This window comes from Sphingobium sp. WCS2017Hpa-17 (assembly GCF_031843765.1).
GTDB lineage: Bacteria > Pseudomonadota > Alphaproteobacteria > Sphingomonadales > Sphingomonadaceae > Sphingobium.
Map to the genome: position 1 here is coordinate 38,274 of NZ_JAVTIV010000012.1, position 18,397 is coordinate 56,670.

Here is an 18,397-nt window from a genome sequence, read left to right on the forward strand (position 1 = left end):
CTCAACGGGTCAGAGCGGCAAATTCTCCTGCGCGGGGGCAAAGCCGGGCTTGTGCGCCGCCAGCAGGCTGGCCGGCAGGGGAATGAAGCGCGGTACGCTGGTGTAAAGCAGTCCCGCCTCGATCGCGCGGTCGGGGAAGATCACGGCCAGAGCCGCGGCATAGGCGGCCATCTGCCGGATATGCGGCGTCGGCACATCCGTCAGCGTCAGCGGCGCGACCCGCCCGGTCTTGAAATCGACCAGTTGGATGCGATCGGGACCGATGCAGAGTCGGTCGACCGTCCCGGCGATCACCGCCTCCCCCACCACGGCCGCGATCGGTGCTTCGGCCAGCGCATCGGGGCCGAACAGCGCGGCGAAGTCCGGCGCTTCGATCACCCGCAGCGCCTGCTCGATGACGTCATGCCGCTGCGCTGCATCGGTGACGCCCTGCTGCACCAGCCAGCGATCGGCTGCATCCCGGCGCCGATCCGCCGGCAGATCGGGCAGCCGCTCGAACAGGGCATGTAGCCAGCGTCCCCGCTCGGCCGCCGCGCGCATCGCCGGGGTCGGCGGCGGATAGGGCACATCATCCTCGACCGGCGCGGATGGCGCAAGCGGTCGGGGTGGCCGCGCTTCAGCCGGGGCGGGCTGGCGTAGCCATGCCGGTTCGGCAATGGTGATGGCCTCGGCCACGCTTTCCGGTTCGGCGGCCTTGGGCAGCAGGACTTCGCTGCCATGCCAGCGCCGTGCCTGACCCCAGAGCGGATCAGCCTCCCACTCCGCACCGAGCGAAACCATTGCTCCCTCGACGGCGCCGTACCAGCTTTCGCTCTTCACCTCGCCCTTGGCACGGGGACCGAGCGATCCGGCGACGATCAGCCTCTCCTCCGCGCGGGTCAACGCGACATAGAGCAGCCGCCAATGTTCTTCCTTCTCCACCTGCGCCGCTGCTTCGGCCACGGCGCCGATCGGCCCCTGCCGTTCCGGCTTGCGCGGCGCGAGGATCGGCAGGCCGTTCCACACCAGCGAATCCGCGCGATTGCCGGCATCGGGGTCGAGGCATGCGTCGGCCAGGATGACGATCGGCGCCTGTAGCCCCTTGGCGCCATGCACGGTCAGCAGGCGCAGATTGTCGCCCTGTGCCGCTGCATCGCGCACGATTTCCACCTCGCCCCGGTCGAACCAGTCGATGAAGCGCTGGAGCGAGGGATGATCGTCGCTTTCGAAGGCGAGCGCCGCGTTCAGCAACTCCTCGATCGGATCGGCCGCCTCGCTGCCCAGCCGCTCCACCAGCCGCCGCCGCCCGTCCATTGGCCCGGACAGGATCGCCTCCAGATAGCGATAGGGCGTGGTGAAGTCCGCCACCGCGAGCAGATCGCGCAAGGGCTGCAACAGCGCGTCGTCCAATGTCCGGTTGAGATGCCGCCACAGTCCGGTCTTGCGCCCGATCAGGCGCGCCATCAGTTCGTCCTGCGTCCAGCCGATCAGCGGCGATACCAGCAGCGCGGCGAGGTTCAGTTCATCCTCCGGCTGCACTGCGAAGCGCAGCGCCGCCAGCAAATCGCGCACCGCCAGTGGGCTGTTCAGTCGCAGCCGGTCGATCCCTGCGACAGCCACCTTCTCCTCATAGAGACGCGCGACGATTAGCCGTGCCAGTTCACTGCGGCGGCGCACCAAAATCATGATGTCGCCCGCGCGCACCGCCCGCCCCCGGCTTTCCAGCATCAGCCCGTCATCGATCCACTGGCGGATTTGCCGGGCGATCCGGGTCGCCAGCGTCCGCTCCTGATCCGCCGCCCAATCCTCCTCGCCCTCGGCATCCTCGGACAGGTTGGCGACGACCGGCTTCCACAACTGGACCTCACCGGGATGGCGGTTGGCGCTGACATGGCGCACTTCCCCTGCCTCCATCCCCAGCCGTTCGGCGCGGAGCGTGGCGATTGTGCGATCGACCACGTCGAGGACGGCCGGTGTCGATCGGAAGCTGCGGTCCAGCGACAGGTTGAAGAAATCATGCCCCGCATTTGCCGCGTCACGCTCGAACAGCAATTGCGCGGCGGCGAAATTCTGCGGACTAGTGCCTTGAAAACCGAAGATCGCCTGTTTGAAATCGCCCACGGTGAAGATGGTGCGCGCCTTTTGCCGCTCCTCCCATTCGACCGTGAAAAACTCCTCCGCCAGCGTCCGCACGATGCGCCACTGTGCGGCATTGGTATCCTGCGCCTCATCCACTAATATGTGGTCGATCCGCTGGTCGAGCTTGTAGCGAATCCATTCGGCAATGCCCGGCTGTTCCAGCAGCGACGCCGCGCGCGCGATCAGGTCGTCGAAATCCACCGCGCCCGCCAGCCGCTTGGCCTGCGCGTAATCGCGGGCATAGGCACGCCCGGCATGCAGCGCCTGCGCCAGCAGCGCCGCATAATCGGCGCGCAGCTTGGTTGCGATCAGCGCGCCGCACCGCTCATATAGACGCATCGCCATCTCGGCATAGCCGTCGACCGGGGGCACATAGCCCTTGCTGTCGAGGAAATCGCCGTCCGCCTTGGCCCAGGCACGGTGCAGGTCGGTCAGCGACGCCGCCCGTCCCGCCGGATCAAGCGCCCGCCACGCCGCGATCCGGTCGCATCGCTCCAGCGCGCGGGTCTTGCCCCAATCGATATTGGCCCGCACGATCCCGTCCAGCGTGCGCATGTCGAACATGGCGTCCGAACATTGTTCGGCAAGCCATTGATCGACATCGCCTTCCGGCAAATCCATCTGCGCGTTCAGTTCCGGTCCGATGGCGTCGGGCAGCGCATCCAGCGCCTCCCCCTTCGCGGCGCAGCGCAGCAGGAATTGCTCCGCCCCACCTTCGCCGAGCCGCAGGCTCAGCGCCTGCAATGCGCCGATCAGCGCCTCGTCACTCTGGTCGTGCGCGCGCACCACCATGTCGGCCAGCGTCTGCCGCGCCAGACTGGATTGCTCGCGCTGGTCGAGCGGTCGGAAACCCGGCGTCAGGTCCGCTTCCAGTGGGAAGGCGGTCAGCAATTGCTGGCAGAAGCCATGGATGGTTTGAATGCGCAGACCGCCGCCGGTCGACTCCAGCACTTCGGCGAACAGGCGCCGGGCATAGTCGCGCTGCTCCGGCCCGGATTCCTCGCCCAGCGCCTCCAGATCATTGAACAGGTCGCGCTCATCCATCTGCACCCATGCCGCCAACCGGTCATGGATACGGTCGGCCATTTCGGCGGCTCCCGCCTTGGTAAAGGTCAGGCACAGGATATTTTCCGGCTTCACCCCTTGCAACAGCAGACGAAATACGCGTGCGGTCAGCACATGCGTCTTGCCCGTGCCCGCCGATGCCGACAGCCAGACATGGGCGTCGGGCGCGGCCGCCCGCGCCTGATCGCCCAGCAATTTCTGAAGCGCGCGTGCCTTAGCCATCGTCGCGGCCATACCATTCCTCCAGCCGCATAAGCTGGTCATAATCGCCATAATTCGCGACTTCGGGGTTGATCTCCGCCCGAAACGGCACGGTGCCGAGCAGGAAGCCATTGGCCAGTGCCTCGAAATGCTCATGCGCATGGGCGGTGAACGCATCGGTGACGACCTTGTCCCGCTTGCCCAGCGGATCGACTGGCCGTTCGCGATAGCCAAACTGGTCGCCCTTCTTGGCCAGCGACCAATATTCGAAATCGCCCGCCTTGGGTTGCGTCCCCAAACCGTCGAACCCGCCCAGTTCCGCAATGATGCCCAGCAGCCCCAGTTGCAGCGAATAGCCCGCCTTCACCTGCCGCGCGCTCGGCGGCTTGCCGGTCTTGTAATCGATGATGCCGATGCGGCCATCGGCCAGCCGGTCGATCCGGTCCGCCTTGCCCATCAGCGTCACGCCGGCGATGTCGGCCCGCCCTTCCTGCTCGACGGCCAGGATGGTGCGCCCTTCAGCCTTATCCTTCACCACTTCGGCCGCGATCCAGCGGATCGCCTCGATCAGGCGCGGTTGCCACAGCGCCTTGAGCAGCGGATGCACCTCCGGCTGGTCGAACATGGCGCGGGCGCGCTGCTCCAGATCGGCCGGATCGAGCGTTCCCGCCTCGGCCCAGCGTTGCAACACATCATGCACCGCCGTCCCGCGCCAGGCTGGCCCGGCATCGGCATCGACCGGGTCCAGCCGTGCCAACCGGAGGACGCGCTTGGCATAGAAGGCGAACGGATCGGCTTTCAGGCGATCGACATCGGTCACCGGAATGACGCGCGGCCGCACCGATGCGGGGGGCGCCGGGGCTGGCCGTTCGGCCGGACGATGCACGCCCGGCGCGTCGATCGTCTGCGCCAGCGCCGCATAGCGGTCGCCCGATTTCCATTGCTGCCCGGCCATCGCCTTCAACCGCAGCCAGAAGCGTGAGGCGACCGCCGGCCCGCCGCTTCCCCGCCGGGCGCGGGTGATGAGGACATGCGGCGCGCCGAGCGCACTGGAGAAATCATGCGCGACCAGACCGATGCGCGTTTCCAGCCCCGGCAAGCCCAGTTCGCGCCGGATGCGCGGCGCCAGCCATGGGTCGGGCGATGGCAGGCCGGGCCAGGTACCTTCGTTGAGGCCGCCCAGGATCATGATATCCGCCTGCATCAGCCGCGCCTCGATCAGGCCCAATATGCTGATGCGCGGATGCCCGCCCTGCGGCGGCCGCACGGATACGCCGCCCAGCATATGATCGAGCAGCACCGGCAGCGCGCGCGGATCGGCCTGACGCGGGCCTTCAGGCGCGGCCGCTTCCATTTCCGCGAACAGGTCGGCGGCGGCATGGCCCTGATGCCCGGACCAGACGGCATCGCCCGACAGCGCGCCGGCCTGCTCGCGCAGTGCTGCCATCTGTCCGCCAAGGTCGACTGCCGCGTCGAAAGCCGTTTCCAGCGGTTCCAGCAAGCCCCGCGCCTCTGGCCACCATAAGCTTACCTGCTCGCGCAAGATCCGCTGCCGATCGTCCGGGCGGGGGTGCATCATCAGGTCGATGCCATGCAGTCCCGCCTGCGGCCGCGGCCCGCGCAGCAGCAGGTCGAGCGCGCGCACGCCCTCCAGCCAGCCCAGACGCCGTTCGCCCTTCATCACCAGCGGATGCTTGAGCAAAGTCAGCAACGGCACCGGCGCAAATCGCTCCGCAACTGCCTCCGCCATTGCGATCAGCAGCGTGCCGGGCAGCAGGCGCGACAAAGGCTGACCGGCGCTGTCGTCGGCCTCTATGCCCCAGCGGCGCAAATGCGCCGACACGCGCGTCGCCAGTTGCCGGTCTGGCGTCACCAGCGCGGCGGTCCGTTCCGGCGTATCAAGCGCCTCACGCAAGGCGATGGCGATCGCCTGCGCCTCTTCGCCCGGCGTCGCCACTTCCAGTGCTTCCACCCCAGCCAGCGACCGGTCGGCGGTCTTGAGATCGCGCCAGCGGCTCGTCAGCCTGGGCGGCAGCATCGCGTTGGAGATATTGCGGCTGCGCACCGCCCGCGCATCATGCTCGCTGCCCCAGCGCCAGTTGGCGACATCCTCGCGGGTGGCGCTCATGCCATCGAGCAGCAGCTTCAGCGCATATTGCGGGTGGCTTTCATGGCCGGGTCGCCGCTGGCTGGTCAGCGGATCGGGATCGAACGGCCCGATCGCCTTCCACGCTTCCTCATCCATATGCTGATCGAGGCCGGCAAACACCACCATGCCATTGGGCATGGCTCCGATCCGGCGCAGCAGCGCGGCGACGGCGGGCGCGGTGGTGGAAATACCGGCTGCGACCACGAAGCCCGCCGGCGGATGCACGGACCAGCGCGCCGCCAACCGGTCGAACAACCGATTGCGACGGTCGGCCAGGTCGATGCAGCCCGTGCGGGCCAGTTCATCAGGCCAGCGCGCAATCAAAATCTCGAATATCTTGAGCGACGTCTGCCAATGTTTTGACAGCTCTTCCGAAAGCGGCAGGTTGCGTAGCGCGCTTGGTGCCACGCGCTCCACCTGCATCTGGTCCAGCACCGCGCCCAGTGCCTGCCCCAGCAGCAGCGCCTGTCCGGCATCGATCTCCGGCCGCGCCTGCTGCACCATGCGTGCCAGGATCATCTGGCGGCGCATCGGCGCAATGGCGGGCGGTACCGCTTCCTCTTCGCCCAGCGGGTCGAGTGCGCCGCCCACCTGTTCGCCAAGATCCGGTTCGCCGATCGCCACCAGTCGGGGCAACAGCAGTCCGCCGCCGGACTGGCGGACGAAGGCATCGCTGACGGCGCGGATCGCGCGGTTGTTCGGCAACAGCACCATGCCCTGCGCCAGTGCCATGGCGTCGCCGCGGTGCTGGGCCAGCAGGCCCGCCACCAGCGCATCGGCAAAAGCGCGGTGCGCGGGAATGGTGAACAATGCGGGCTTGCTGCGCTCACCCATGAGCGAGCATCGACTCCACGACGGGGATGGCTTGCGGCGTGCCGACGTCGAACCACAGGCCCTGATGCGATACGCCATAGAGGCGTCCCGCTTCGATCGCGCGGTTCCAGAATATGTTGGTCGAAAAGACGTCGCTCGGCGGATCGACCAGCAATTTCGGCGTCATGATCTGCACGCCGGTGAAGACGAAGGGCGCGACATGCGCTGTCTTGCGCCGGGTCAGTCGCCCGGTCGCATCCATGTGGAAATCACCCGGCCCCTTGTGGCAATTGGCGCGCGCCAGCGGCACCAGCAGCAGCAGCGCGTCCATCTTCTCCGGGTTCCATATGCGCTGCATCATGCCCAGCGTTTCCTGCGGTCCGTCGATCCACAGATTGTCGCTATTGGCGCAGATGAACGGCTTGTCGCCCAGCAGCGGCTTTGCCTGGATCAGGCCACCGCCGGTTTCCAGCAGCTTGGCCCGCTCGTCCGACACGGCAAAGTCCAGCCCACATTTGCGCGCCTTCAGATGCGCTTCCACCGTGTCGGCGAGGTAATGGACATTGACCACCACCTTGCTGATGCCGCCCGCCTCCAGCCGGTCGAGCGCATGGTCCATCAGCGGCTTGCCCGCCACCTTCACCAGCGGCTTGGGCCGGGTCGCGGTCAGCGGACGCATGCGCTTGCCCAGCCCGGCGGCCATTAACATGGCGGTGTCGATCATGCGGGGATCTGCTCCTCAAGCGCGTCATGGCGCTTGTCGGTGGGAATATTGGCGGCGAACCAGTCGGCGACGGGGGCCAGAGCCGGATGCTTCAGGTCGCGCTCCAGCAGGTTCCACATGCGCGGCAGGAAAGAGAGATAGCGCGGCTTGCCGTCGCGCTGCCACAGGCGGGTGAAGATGCCGATGATCTTGGCGTTGCGCTGTGCCCCCAGCACCGCATAAGCGGCGTCGAAATCTGCGGGCGGGCGGGCGACGGCCTTGTAATGGGCCAGCATCGCCGCTTCGACCTCTGCTGGCACGTCCCGCCGGGCATCCTGCAACAGCGACACAAGGTCATAGGCAGGGTGGCCCGCCAACGCGTCCTGAAAATCAAGCAGGCCAAGACCGTGCGAGGCCGGCCCGTCGATCAGCATGATATTTTCGGCATGATAGTCGCGCAGCACCGTCACGGTCGGGCTGGCCGACTGTTCTACGATCGGCAGCACCGCATCCCACGCGCGGACATAGGCGTCGGCATCGACATCCAGTTCGATCGCGGGGCAATACCATTCGGTCAGCAGCCCGGCCTCGCGCTGATAGACCGCCCGGTCATAGGGCGGTACCTCGGCGGCGGGCAGCCTGTGCAAGTCGGCCAGCAACTCGATTGCGCGGGTATAGACGGCCAGTTCTGCATCCGGCTCGGCGTCGAGATGCTCCTTTACGCGCAGGTCGCCGAAATCCTCGATCAGTACCAGCCCCTGTTCCAGGTCGCGTGCCAATATCTTCGGTGCGGCGAACCCGTCGGCCAGCAGATGCTCGGCGATGGCGATGAAGGGGCGCGGGTCTTCGTGCGGCGGGGGCGCATCCATCAGCACGGCGCGGCGGCCGCCGTCGAGTACACGGAAATAGCGGCGGAAGGATGCGTCACCGGCCAGCGGGACGATCGCGGCCCCATCCCATCCCGCGTCGGCGAGGAAGGCGGGCGCGGTGGCGGGGGGGATCATATCTGTGACCATCGCTCCGTCCAAGCGTCCGGCACGGCCGCTGTCAAGCGCCGCGCGTCCTCTTCCGCAAAGTCGATGGTGAGGCGCAGCGCATGGGACCACAGCCCATCGCCCAGCCGGTCGGGCCATTCGATGATCAGCAGGCTGTCCATCAGATAGTCGCCCAGCGCCAGTTCCTCGGCCTCTTCCGGTTCGTCCAGCCGATAAAGATCGACATGGGCAACCGGCAGGGCGACATCCGGCACATCATAGGGCTGAACGATGGCAAAGCTCGGACTTGGCGCCTCACCCTCCAGCCCCAGCGCTTCCAATATGCCGCGCGCCAATGTCGTCTTGCCGGCGCCAAGGCCGCCTTCCAGCGCGATGACGTCGCCGATCCGGGCATGGACCGCGATCCGCCGGCCCAGGTCCAGCATCGCCGCCTCGCCGCTCAATTCCATGACAGCCTCAGCCACGCGGCAGTTCGATCACAGCCATTGTCCCCTGCCCGGCTTCCGACACCAGTTGCAGCGTGCCGCCATGCGCTTCGGCCAGTTGGCGTGCGAGCGGCAGGCCGATGCCGGCCCGGCCGCCATTGCGGGCCTGCCCGGCGCGCGCGGCGGGATCGAAGATGGCCGCCTGCTGCGACGCGCCGATGCCGGGGCCATTGTCCGACACGACTATCCGAGCCTTCTCGCCGGTGCCGTCGCCATGCAGCAGGATGCGCGCGCCCTTGCCGCAATAGCGGATCGCATTTTCCAGCAAATGGTCGATCGCCTGCCCGATCCGGCGGGCGTCTCCCTGCACCGCGCCCAGGCTGTCCTTCAGCGCGATTTCAATTTCGATGCCCTTGGCGGTCGCATCCATCGTCATCCGGCTGGCGCTATCCTGCACCACTTTGCTCAGGTCGACCCGCGCATGTTCGATCGGCAGCGTCCCGACCTCCCCCTGGGTCAGGTCCAGCACATTGTCGATCAGCATCGACAGGCGCGCCGTGCTTTGCAGGATGCCATCGACATAGCCCTGCGCTGGCACGCTCAATTCGCCCGCATAACCCGCGCTCATCATCTCGGCAAAACCGGAAATGGTGGTCAGCGGGGTGCGCAATTCATAGCTCATATTGGTGACGAAAGCGGTCTTGACCTTGTCCGCCTGCTCCAGCGCCTCGTTCCGGTCGCGCAGCACCTGCTCCACGCGGCGGCTGTCGGTGACGTCCAGCATGGTGAAGAGCGCATTGCCGTCCGGCAGCGGGATGGCGGCAAATTCGAAGATACGCCCGTCGGCAAAGCCGACATGGCCGATGCGCTGCTTGCGCTCGACCGTGGCGGCGCGCACCAGTTCGCGTACCAGATTGGCCTGTTCCGGCTTCGTCAGTTTGGCCTGCACCGCCCGCATCAGATCGTCGATGCGCGGATGGCCCGCCAGCAAATCCTCGCTCGCGCCCCAGATGGTGCGGAACCGGCTGTTCCACATCTGCAACTTGCCGTCCGATGAGAAGACGCCGATCGATTCGAACAGATTGTCGAACGTTGCGGTCCGCACCCGCAGCAACGTGTCGCGTGCGCTCGACAATTGCACCTGCTCGGTGCGATCCTCGAAAATCAGCAGCAGGCCGCCATCGGGCAGCGGTTGGGCATAGACGCGCAGATGCGTGCCATCCTGCAACAGCCAGTTTTCTTCCAGCGGATTGGGCGACAGGAACCATTGTCGCCTTTCGGTCCGCCATGCCGGGAAGTCGCGATGTTCGGGAATACGGCGCGCATCGCGCATCTGGTCCAGCACGCGCTCGAACAAAGGCGCGTCGGTCAGCGCGTCCTGGCGCAGGCCGAACAGGCTGATGAAAGGCTGGTTCCAGAAGCGCAGCGCCCGGTCCGGGCCAAAACGCGCTACGCCGGCCGACAGACGATCGAGCAGGTCGCGCTGCGCCGTTTCCAGCCGCCGATGCTCGGTCCGCGCCTGTTCCAGTTCATGCTGGTCGACTGCATAGCCGGCCACGCCCGCCGCACCCAGCGGCACATCGACCACGCGCATCGTCCGCCGCTCGCCATCGATGGTTGCGGGCACCATGCGCTCGACCGACTCGTCGCGGGCGATGGCATCGGCAGCGGCCGCTTCCGGCGTCAGGCCGGCAACGGTTTCCACCAGTTCGGTGCCATGGGCGATGACATCGGCCGCGCCGGACGCATCGACTGCCCGCACATAGGCGCTGTTAACGAGGCTGAGACGCAGGTCTGGCGTGCGATGCCACATCGGGAAGGGGGCTGCCTCGACCAGCCCCGCCAGTGCCTCCAGCGCGTCGCGCAACTGCTCGACATGGCCCCGCAGCGACTGGATTTCGGCCTGGCTGTCGGTCGCGTCGAAAATCCACAGAATGACACCGCCGCTTTCCGCGATGCCCGGCCCGGCAGGCGCGCCGCGCACTAGCAACAGACGGTTCGATCCATGGCCGCGCACCGGCAGGGCAAAGCTTTTCCCAGCCCGCTGGGCCGAAGCGATTTCCTGCGCGAGCACGGCAGCATCTTCCGGTTCCAGCCCGCCATCGGGGGCGGTGAGTTCGGAGACGAAGGTCGGCACGCGCGGCTTGCCGAGCCATTTGGCGAGGCGATCGGCCGCTTCCAGCCGGCCGTCGGGATGAATGATGATCGGTGCTGCGGGCGCGGACGCCAGCAGGGTCGTCAGCCGATCCAGCTTGCCCTGCGCCTGCGTGCCTTCACGGCGCATCCTTTGGCCGCTGAGCAACGCCCAGACCGCCGCGCCCAGCCATCCGGCCAGCACCACGCCGAAGATGATCGCGGCATAGGGCGACAATGTCGTCATGACATCCGTCCCTTGCGCGCCCTAGCCTGCCTGTCCCTGTTCATAAGCTGATCGGGCCTAAACCAGAACCGCGTCATGGCCAAGCCAAGCGTAAGAAAAAAGGGAGGCGTCGCCGCCTCCCCCATTTCCTTTTGCCTGACGGCGTTCGCTTAGTAGCGATAATGGTCGGGCTTGAACGGGCCTTCCACCGGCACACCGATATAGTCGGCCTGACGCTGCGACAGCGTCGTCAGCTTCACGCCCAGCTTTTCCAGATGCAGCGCGGCGACCTTTTCGTCCAGATGCTTGGGCAGGACATAGACGTCGTTGCCGTAGGTTTCGCTCTTGGTCCACAGTTCGATCTGCGCCAGCGTCTGGTTGGTGAAGCTGGCCGACATCACGAAGCTGGGGTGGCCCGTCGCGTTACCGAGGTTGACCAGACGGCCCTTCGACAGGACGATGATCTTCTTGCCGTCGGGGAATTCGACTTCGTCGACCTGCGGCTTGATTTCGGTCCACTTCATGTTGGCGAGGCCGGCAATTTCGATTTCGCTGTCGAAATGGCCGATGTTCGACACGATCGCCATATTCTTCATGGCGCGCATATGATCGACGGTCAGGACGCCCTCGTTGCCGGTCGCGGTGACGAAGATGTCGGCGCGCGGGGCGGCTTCTTCCATCGTCACGACTTCATAGCCTTCCATCGCGGCCTGAAGCGCGCAAATGGGATCGACTTCGGTGACGAGAACGCGGGCGCCGCCATTGCGCAGCGATGCGGCCGAACCCTTGCCGACGTCACCGAAACCGGCGACGCAGGCGACCTTGCCGGCCAGCATCACGTCGGTGCCGCGACGGATCGCGTCGACCAGCGATTCCTTGCAACCATAAAGATTGTCGAACTTCGACTTTGTGACGCTGTCATTCACGTTGATCGCGGGGAAAGGCAGCTTGCCCTTCTTCGACAGTTCATACAGGCGATGCACGCCGGTGGTGGTTTCTTCCGACACGCCCTTGATCGACTGGACGGTCTTGGTCAGGAAACCGGGGCGTTCGGCCAGAACGCGCTTGAGAACGGCGCAGAAGATTTCCTCTTCCTCGTTCGACGGCGTGAACAGTTCTTCGCCTGCCTCGACGCGCGCGCCCCACAGCGCGAACATGGTGGCGTCGCCGCCATCGTCCAGGATCAGGTTGCACACGCCGCTGTCGTCATTGTGCCAGTCGAAGATGCGCTCGACATAGTCCCAATATTCCTGGAGCGTTTCGCCCTTGATCGCGAAGACCGGCACGCCCGACGCAGCGATCGCGGCGGCGGCATGGTCCTGCGTGGAATAGATGTTGCAGGTCGCCCAGCGCACCTGCGCGCCCAGCGCGGTCAGGGTTTCGATCAGCACGGCGGTCTGGATCGTCATGTGCAGCGAACCGGTGATGCGCGCGCCCTTCAGCGGCTGCGACGCGCCAAATTCAGCGCGCAGGGCCATCAGGCCGGGCATTTCGGTTTCGGCAATCTCGATTTCCTTGCGGCCAAAGGCGGCAAGGCCGATATCCGCGATCACATAATCCTGCGCCTGGGTGGCGGGTGCGGTGGCCACGATCATATCTCCGTTCAGCTAAAGATGGAGCCTCGCCAGCATCATGGCCAGCAGAAGCGATGAAAAGCGCCTTACCAATGGCTGGCGCGCATGGCAACTCATATAAAGATTTCTTTATGTGGCCTATGCGGAACCAGCGCCGGAGACAAGGTGCGACGCATCCACCCCGGCGGCGGCATAGGCGGCGGCCCATTTGCGCCGGGTGGGAATGTCGAACAGCAGGTCGGGATCGCCATCCGCAAGGAACCAGCTTTCCCCGGTCATCTCCTGCTCCAGTTGGCCCGCGCCCCAACCGGCATAGCCCAGCGCCACCAGATAGCGGCTCGGTCCCCGTCCCTCCGCGATGGCTTTCAATATGTCGAGCGACCCGGACAGGCCCCATCGGCCGCCGACCTGCACCATGTCCTGCCCGCCCCAGTCGAGCGAATGCAGCACGAAGCCCCGGCGCGGTTCGACCGGTCCGCCGCGTAGCACGGGCACATCTGGCACCTGACTGCCGTCGATATCGAAACTTTCCAGCAACTCGCGGAAGGATACGCCCTCCATCTCCTCGCCCACGGCGATGCCCAGCGCGCCATTCTCGTCATGGACGCACAGCGCCACCACCGAATGATCGAAGCGGGTGTCGGCCATGCCGGGCAAGGCGAGCAGGAAATGCCCACCATAGAAGCGCGTTTCAGTCATGAATCGAATATAGAGGGCCGCATGAACTTGCCAAGGACGCGTGTCGCAGCATTGGGGCGGCGCGACATATTCACGCCGGCATGACTTGACAGGAAAGCCCCCAGCGCCGACCTCCCGCCGGTCAAAAAGGCCAGGAGACATGACATGACCATTTCCAAGGGCGATCGCCTCCCCAGCACGACTTTCGCCAGGATGACCGAAAACGGCCCCGAAGCCGTGCCGTCCGAAGACTATTTCGCCGGCAAGACGATCGCGATCTTCTCCGTGCCCGGCGCCTTCACCCCGACCTGCTCGGCCAAGCATCTGCCGGGCTTCATCGACAAGAGCGAAGCACTCAAGGCCAAGGGCGTGGACGAAATCGCCTGCACCGCCGTCAATGACGCTTTCGTCATGGGGGCCTGGGGCAAGTCGGCCGGTGCCGATGGCAAGGTCACGATGCTGGCCGACGGCAACGCCGACTTCGCGCAGGCCGTTGGCCTGACCATGGACGGCAGCAAGTTCGGCCTCGGCACGCGCGGCCAGCGCTTCTCGATGATCGTCAAGGACGGCGTCGTGGAAGAACTGAACGTCGAAGCACCGGGCGACTTCAAGGTGTCCTCGGCCGACTACCTGCTCGAACAGCTCTGATTTGAAAGCGATCGGGCGGCGGATTTTAAGTCCGGCGCCCGATCTGCACACTGCGTCTTCCTTCCGTCACGCAAAGGCGGTAACAGGGGGCGATGACACAAAGCATCGGCAGCAAGGCGGTCGCACAGCTCGACCAGATTTATCAGACATCCATCGAAACTTTGCGGGAAGCGATGCGGGCCTATGCCCGCGACGGCAGCGTCCCGCCGCCGGAGGCCAAGACCGACCGGCGCTATTGCTATCCCGAATTGCGGATCATCTATCATGGCGACAGCGATGCGCCGCCGCCCGGCCGCTCTTTCGCGCGCCTGTCCAAACCCGGCCGCTATGTCACCACCGTCACCCGCCCGTCGATGTTCGCCGACTATCTGGCCGAACAGATCGACCTGCTCGTCCGCGACTATGGCGTGGAAGTCGAAACCGGGCTTAGCGACCAGCAGATTCCCTTCCCCTATGTGCTGGATGGCCTCGACATCAACGCACTGGACGGTACCCCGCCGACCGAACTGGCGCGCCACTTTCCCGCCACCGAACTGGCGGAGATTGGCGATGAGATCGCCGACGGCCTGTTCATGCCGGATGTCGATGGCGACCGGCCGCTCGCCCTGTTCGACGGCCTGCGCACGGACTTCTCGCTCGCTCGCCTGAAACATTATACCGGCACGCCCGCCGAACATGTGCAGCGCTACATATTGTTCACCAACTATCATCGCTATGTCGATGAATTCGTCGCCTGGGCTTGTGATGAACTCCAGCGCGAAGGCAGCCGTTATACCGCCCTGTCCGGCGCCGGCGGCGTTTACGTAACCCCTGAAACCGCCGATCCCGCCCGCATGATCGCCGACAGCGCATGGCGTCGACATCAGATGCCGGCCTATCATCTGATCGCGCCCGACCGCAGCGGTATCACCTTAGTCAATATCGGCGTCGGCCCGTCCAATGCCAAGACCATCTGCGACCATCTGGCGGTCGTCCGGCCCGAAGCCTGGCTGATGATCGGCCATTGCGGCGGTCTGCGCCCCAGCCAGCGGATCGGGGACTATGTGCTGGCCCATGCCTATCTGCGCGACGATCATGTGCTGGACGAAATGCTGCCGCCCGAAATTCCGGTGCCGGCCATCGCCGAAGTACAGGTCGCCATGGCGCAGGCTGCCGAAGCGGTGCTTGGCAAGGGCGATCCGGAGGATTTCAAGCGCCGCCTGCGCACCGGCACCGTCGTCACCACCGACGATCGCAACTGGGAACTGCGCTATTCCAGTTCGGCCCTGCGCTTCAGCCTGTCGCGGGCGGTCGGCATCGACATGGAGTCCGCCACGATCGCGGCGCAGGGCTATCGCTTCCGCGTGCCCTATGGCACCCTGCTCTGCGTGTCGGACAAGCCGATCCATGGCGAATTGAAGCTGCCGGGTCAGGCCAACCGCTTCTATGAAGAAGCGATCGCCAGCCATCTGCGCGTCGGCCTGATGACCTGCGAATTGTTGCGCGAAGAAGGGGCGAAACTGCACAGCCGCAAGTTGCGCGCCTTTAACGAGCCGCCTTTCCGTTAAAGCGTTTTCTAGGCGGCCGGAATCGGCTGCCGACTCGGAAAACGCGGCGAACCAAGAACTTAAAACTGCCTGATCCGATGCAATCGGATCAGGCAGTTTTAAGCGGCCTCGCGCCAGATGGCGATGCGGTCCTTGCCGTCTCTCTTGGCGGTATACAGGGCCGCATCGGCCCGCACGACCATATCTTCCATTTGCTGGTCGATCACGACGAGTTCCGCCACGCCAAAACTGGCGCGCAAACCGGTGACGGGCACGCCCGGCAGTGCCAGATGCGCCACTTCCGCCCGGACCCGCTCCATGACTTCGGCGGCGGCGGTGGCGTCGGTGTCGAGCAGCAACAGGCCGAACTCATCGCCCCCCATGCGCCCTACTACATCCCCCCGGCGGACCGCGCTGGTCAGCAGGCGCGCGAAACCGCGCAGCGCCTGATCGCCGGCGATATGCCCATGGCCATCATTCAGCGCCTTGAACCCGTCCAGATCGCACACCACCAGCGCAAGCGGCCGCTTATGCCGCCGCGCCTGCGCGATCGCCTGCGCCGCCGCCTCGTCCAACCCCCGGCGATTGAGCACCTGCGTCAGTGGATCATGGCGCATCTGCGTGCGCAATTGCTCGGCCAGATCGCCGGCGACGACCAGCACAGCGGTGACGGCGGTGGCGACATAAGTGGTCGGCGTGAAAATACTGAAAATCAGGCGATACAGGTCTTTGCCGATTTCTGGCCCCTGGATCATCATCGCGGCACCGGCCAGCGCCAGTTGGTTGACGACGAAGATCAGCAGCGCCACGAAGAAGGCCAGTTCGGGCGGCGTGAAGCGGCGGCCCTTCGGCCAAAGCGAAACCGCGCTCACCGCCAGCAGCACACCGACATAGGCCGGGATGATGAGTCCCTGCATGATCTGGCTGCCGACTGGCCCAATGGCGAATGCCATGGCCAGTATGACGATCGTGGCCGGGACGGCAAAGCCGGCGAGACGCAACGGTTTGCCACATCGCTGGCGCACGCCGATCGCCAGCAGTGATCCGCTGATGATGAGGCCGATGCCAGTGATGATGAACCAGAAGGGGCTCTTCAGGAAGAAGCCGCCGGCATTGGCCATCCATTGCAACATGCCCACCGCATAGGATGCGGTCCAGGTCAGCACATGCTTCTGTCGCCCGAAATGGGCCCAGGCGACAGCTAACGCAACCGTCATCACGGTCGCCGTGCCAAAGAGCAGCGAAAGAAGAATGGCTGGCGCGTTCATGCGCCAGCCGCTTATCAATCTTTACGCCGACTTACCAGCCGCAAGACTTGCCTTTATTCTGTTGAACCAACCACTTCTGCAATGGTGCGAAATAATTGACCAGCGCCTTGCCCGACATTTCACGGCTGCCAGTGAAGGCTTGCAGCGCGTCGGGCCAGGGCTTTGACGCGCCCATCTTCAACATTGCATCAAGTTTCGCGCCTACCGCCTTGTTTCCATAGAAGGAACAGCGGTGGAGCGGGCCTTTCCAACCGGCCTGCTTGCACGCGGCTTCGTAGAATTGGAACTGCAACACCCGCGCCAGGAAGTAACGGGTATAAGGCGTATTGCCGGGGATATGATATTTACCACCGGCATCGAACTTCGTCTCGTCGCGGGACACGGGCGGGACGATCCCCTGATATTGACGGCGCAGGTCGGTCCAGCTCTGTTCATACTGGCTCTCCGGGATCGACCCGTCGAACACGCCCCAGCGCCACTTGTCGATCAGCAGGCCGAACGGCAGGAACGCGACCTTGTCCATCGCCTGCCGCAGTAACAGGCCCAGATCCTTGTCCGCGCCCGGCACCTTGGCGGGGTCCAGCAGGCCGATCTTCACCAGATAGTCTGGCGTGATCGATAGCGCGACGAAATCGCCGATCGCCTCATGGAAGCCGTCATTGGCGCCGTCCAGATAGAGCGGCTTCTGGATCTGATAAGCGCGCTGATAATAATTATGACCCAGCTCATGATGGATGGTGACGAAATCGTCGCCATTCACCTTGGTGCACATCTTGATGCGGATGTCGTTCTTGTTGTCCAGATCCCAGGCCGAGGCATGGCAGATGACTTCGCGATCGCGCGGCTTGGTGATTTGCGAACGATCCCAGAAGCTTTGCGGCAGGGACTCGAAGCCGAGTGAACTGTAGAATCCCTCCCCCGTCTTCACCATCTTGACCGGGTCATAGCCCTTGGTCTTCAGCAGATCGGTCGTATCGAAGCCCAGGTCGCCTGCGCCGGCCGGCGCCACGACGTCATAGATATTGCCCCATTCCTGCGCCCACATATTGCCCAGCAGGTCGGCGCGGATCGGGCCGGTCTTTGCCTGTACCGCATCGCCATATTTTTCATTCAACTTGGTGCGGGTATAGCAATGGAGATCGTCATAGAGCGGCTTGACCTCCGCCCAGATCTTGTCGGTCAGCCTGGCGAAATCATCGGCCGGCATGTCATATTTGGACCGCCACATCGCGCCGGTGTCGGCAAAGCCTAACTCCTTGGCGCCCGCATTGGCGATACTCACCAGCTTGGCATAATCCGCCCGCATCGGCGCGCCGACATTGTCATGCCAGCTGACCCACATTTCCTTCAGCTCTTCGGGGTTGCGGTTCTCCCCCATCTGCTCTTCGATGTCGCTGCCGTTGATCGGCTGGCCCTTCAGCGTTCCCTTGCCTTTGCCATAGGCGGACTGGAGCTTGGTCGCGAGGTCGTTCAGTTCCTCCGCCGCGCCCGGCGTGGTCGGCGCGGGCAGCGTCAGCGCGGTGCGCAGCAGCGTCAGCCGGCGCTTGGTTTCCTCGCTCAGCCCCGGCGCGGTCGCATATTTCGCGGCCTCCAGCGCATAGTCGACGCGCTGCTTGGTATCGATCGCGCCGAAATAGGATGCGATCGCATCGGTATCATCGGTGATATAGGTCGCGTTGATCCATGCCGCGCGCCCGCTGACGATGGACTGGTCGAACAGCGCCTTCTCCGCCTTCGCCAGGAAGGCATCGGCTTCGGCTGCTGTGGGGGCTGCTGTGGGGGCTGCGGCGGGCGCCTGCTGCGCCAGCACCGGCGAAGCAACAAGGGCGGCCGCAAGCGCGGCCATGGAAATAGCGATTTTCATGAGTGTCCCCT

At 65.1% G+C, this 18,397-nt stretch carries 12 protein-coding genes; 2 read left to right on the forward strand and 10 right to left on the reverse strand.

What is annotated here, in order from left to right:
- Nucleotides 1-9 precede the first annotated feature (9 nt).
- From addA to RQH62_RS16260, 8 genes are all read right to left on the reverse strand, one after another.
- Nucleotides 10-3,417: a double-strand break repair helicase AddA gene (gene addA / locus RQH62_RS16225; protein ID WP_311269774.1), complete on the reverse strand. Its 3,408-nt coding sequence runs from the start codon at nucleotides 3,415-3,417 to the stop codon at nucleotides 10-12.
- Nucleotides 3,398-6,367, reverse strand: a complete 2,970-nt coding sequence (gene addB, locus RQH62_RS16230) for a double-strand break repair protein AddB (protein ID WP_311269775.1) — start codon at nucleotides 6,365-6,367, stop codon at nucleotides 3,398-3,400. Before addB ends, addA begins: the two co-directional genes overlap by 20 nt.
- Complete coding sequence (locus RQH62_RS16235) at nucleotides 6,360-7,070, reverse strand: nucleotidyltransferase family protein (RefSeq protein ID WP_311269776.1); 711 nt, start codon at nucleotides 7,068-7,070, stop codon at nucleotides 6,360-6,362. Before RQH62_RS16235 ends, addB begins: the two co-directional genes overlap by 8 nt.
- The gene (locus RQH62_RS16240) at nucleotides 7,067-8,053 is read right to left on the reverse strand and encodes a phosphotransferase (RefSeq protein ID WP_311269840.1); all 987 of its coding nucleotides are present in this window, start codon (nucleotides 8,051-8,053) and stop codon (nucleotides 7,067-7,069) included. Before RQH62_RS16240 ends, RQH62_RS16235 begins: the two co-directional genes overlap by 4 nt.
- Entirely contained in the window at nucleotides 8,050-8,493 is a 444-nt protein-coding gene (gene tsaE, locus RQH62_RS16245; protein ID WP_405053563.1) for a tRNA (adenosine(37)-N6)-threonylcarbamoyltransferase complex ATPase subunit type 1 TsaE, read from the reverse strand. Before tsaE ends, RQH62_RS16240 begins: the two co-directional genes overlap by 4 nt.
- 7 nt (nucleotides 8,494-8,500) lie before the next feature.
- Nucleotides 8,501-10,849 (reverse strand): PAS-domain containing protein, encoded by a 2,349-nt coding sequence (locus RQH62_RS16250; RefSeq protein WP_311269778.1) that lies wholly within the window; start codon nucleotides 10,847-10,849, stop codon nucleotides 8,501-8,503.
- Nucleotides 10,850-10,998: 149 nt separating this feature from the next.
- Complete coding sequence (ahcY, locus tag RQH62_RS16255; protein WP_311269779.1) at nucleotides 10,999-12,417, reverse strand: adenosylhomocysteinase; 1,419 nt, start codon at nucleotides 12,415-12,417, stop codon at nucleotides 10,999-11,001.
- A gap of 123 nt (nucleotides 12,418-12,540) precedes the next feature.
- The gene (locus RQH62_RS16260) at nucleotides 12,541-13,101 is read right to left on the reverse strand and encodes a YqgE/AlgH family protein (RefSeq protein ID WP_311269780.1); all 561 of its coding nucleotides are present in this window, start codon (nucleotides 13,099-13,101) and stop codon (nucleotides 12,541-12,543) included.
- 144 nt (nucleotides 13,102-13,245) lie between these two features.
- On the opposite strand from RQH62_RS16260, the gene RQH62_RS16265 reads away from it, so the two are divergent.
- Together RQH62_RS16265 and RQH62_RS16270 are read left to right on the forward strand one after the other, a co-directional pair.
- Nucleotides 13,246-13,728 (forward strand): peroxiredoxin, encoded by a 483-nt coding sequence (locus RQH62_RS16265; RefSeq protein WP_311269781.1) that lies wholly within the window; start codon nucleotides 13,246-13,248, stop codon nucleotides 13,726-13,728.
- Between the two features lie 92 nt (nucleotides 13,729-13,820).
- Nucleotides 13,821-15,275 carry an AMP nucleosidase gene (locus tag RQH62_RS16270; RefSeq protein ID WP_311269782.1) on the forward strand — a complete coding sequence of 485 codons (1,455 nt, stop codon included), beginning with the start codon at nucleotides 13,821-13,823 and terminating at the stop codon, nucleotides 15,273-15,275.
- Between the two features lie 98 nt (nucleotides 15,276-15,373).
- Here RQH62_RS16270 and RQH62_RS16275 read toward each other — a convergent pair whose 3' ends face one another.
- Both RQH62_RS16275 and RQH62_RS16280 read right to left on the reverse strand, forming a co-directional pair.
- The gene (locus tag RQH62_RS16275; protein WP_311269783.1) at nucleotides 15,374-16,522 is read right to left on the reverse strand and encodes a diguanylate cyclase; all 1,149 of its coding nucleotides are present in this window, start codon (nucleotides 16,520-16,522) and stop codon (nucleotides 15,374-15,376) included.
- A gap of 31 nt (nucleotides 16,523-16,553) precedes the next feature.
- A complete protein-coding gene (locus RQH62_RS16280) occupies nucleotides 16,554-18,386 on the reverse strand; it encodes a M2 family metallopeptidase (RefSeq protein ID WP_311269784.1) in 1,833 nt (610 codons plus the stop codon).
- Between the last annotated feature and the right edge of the window lie 11 nt (nucleotides 18,387-18,397).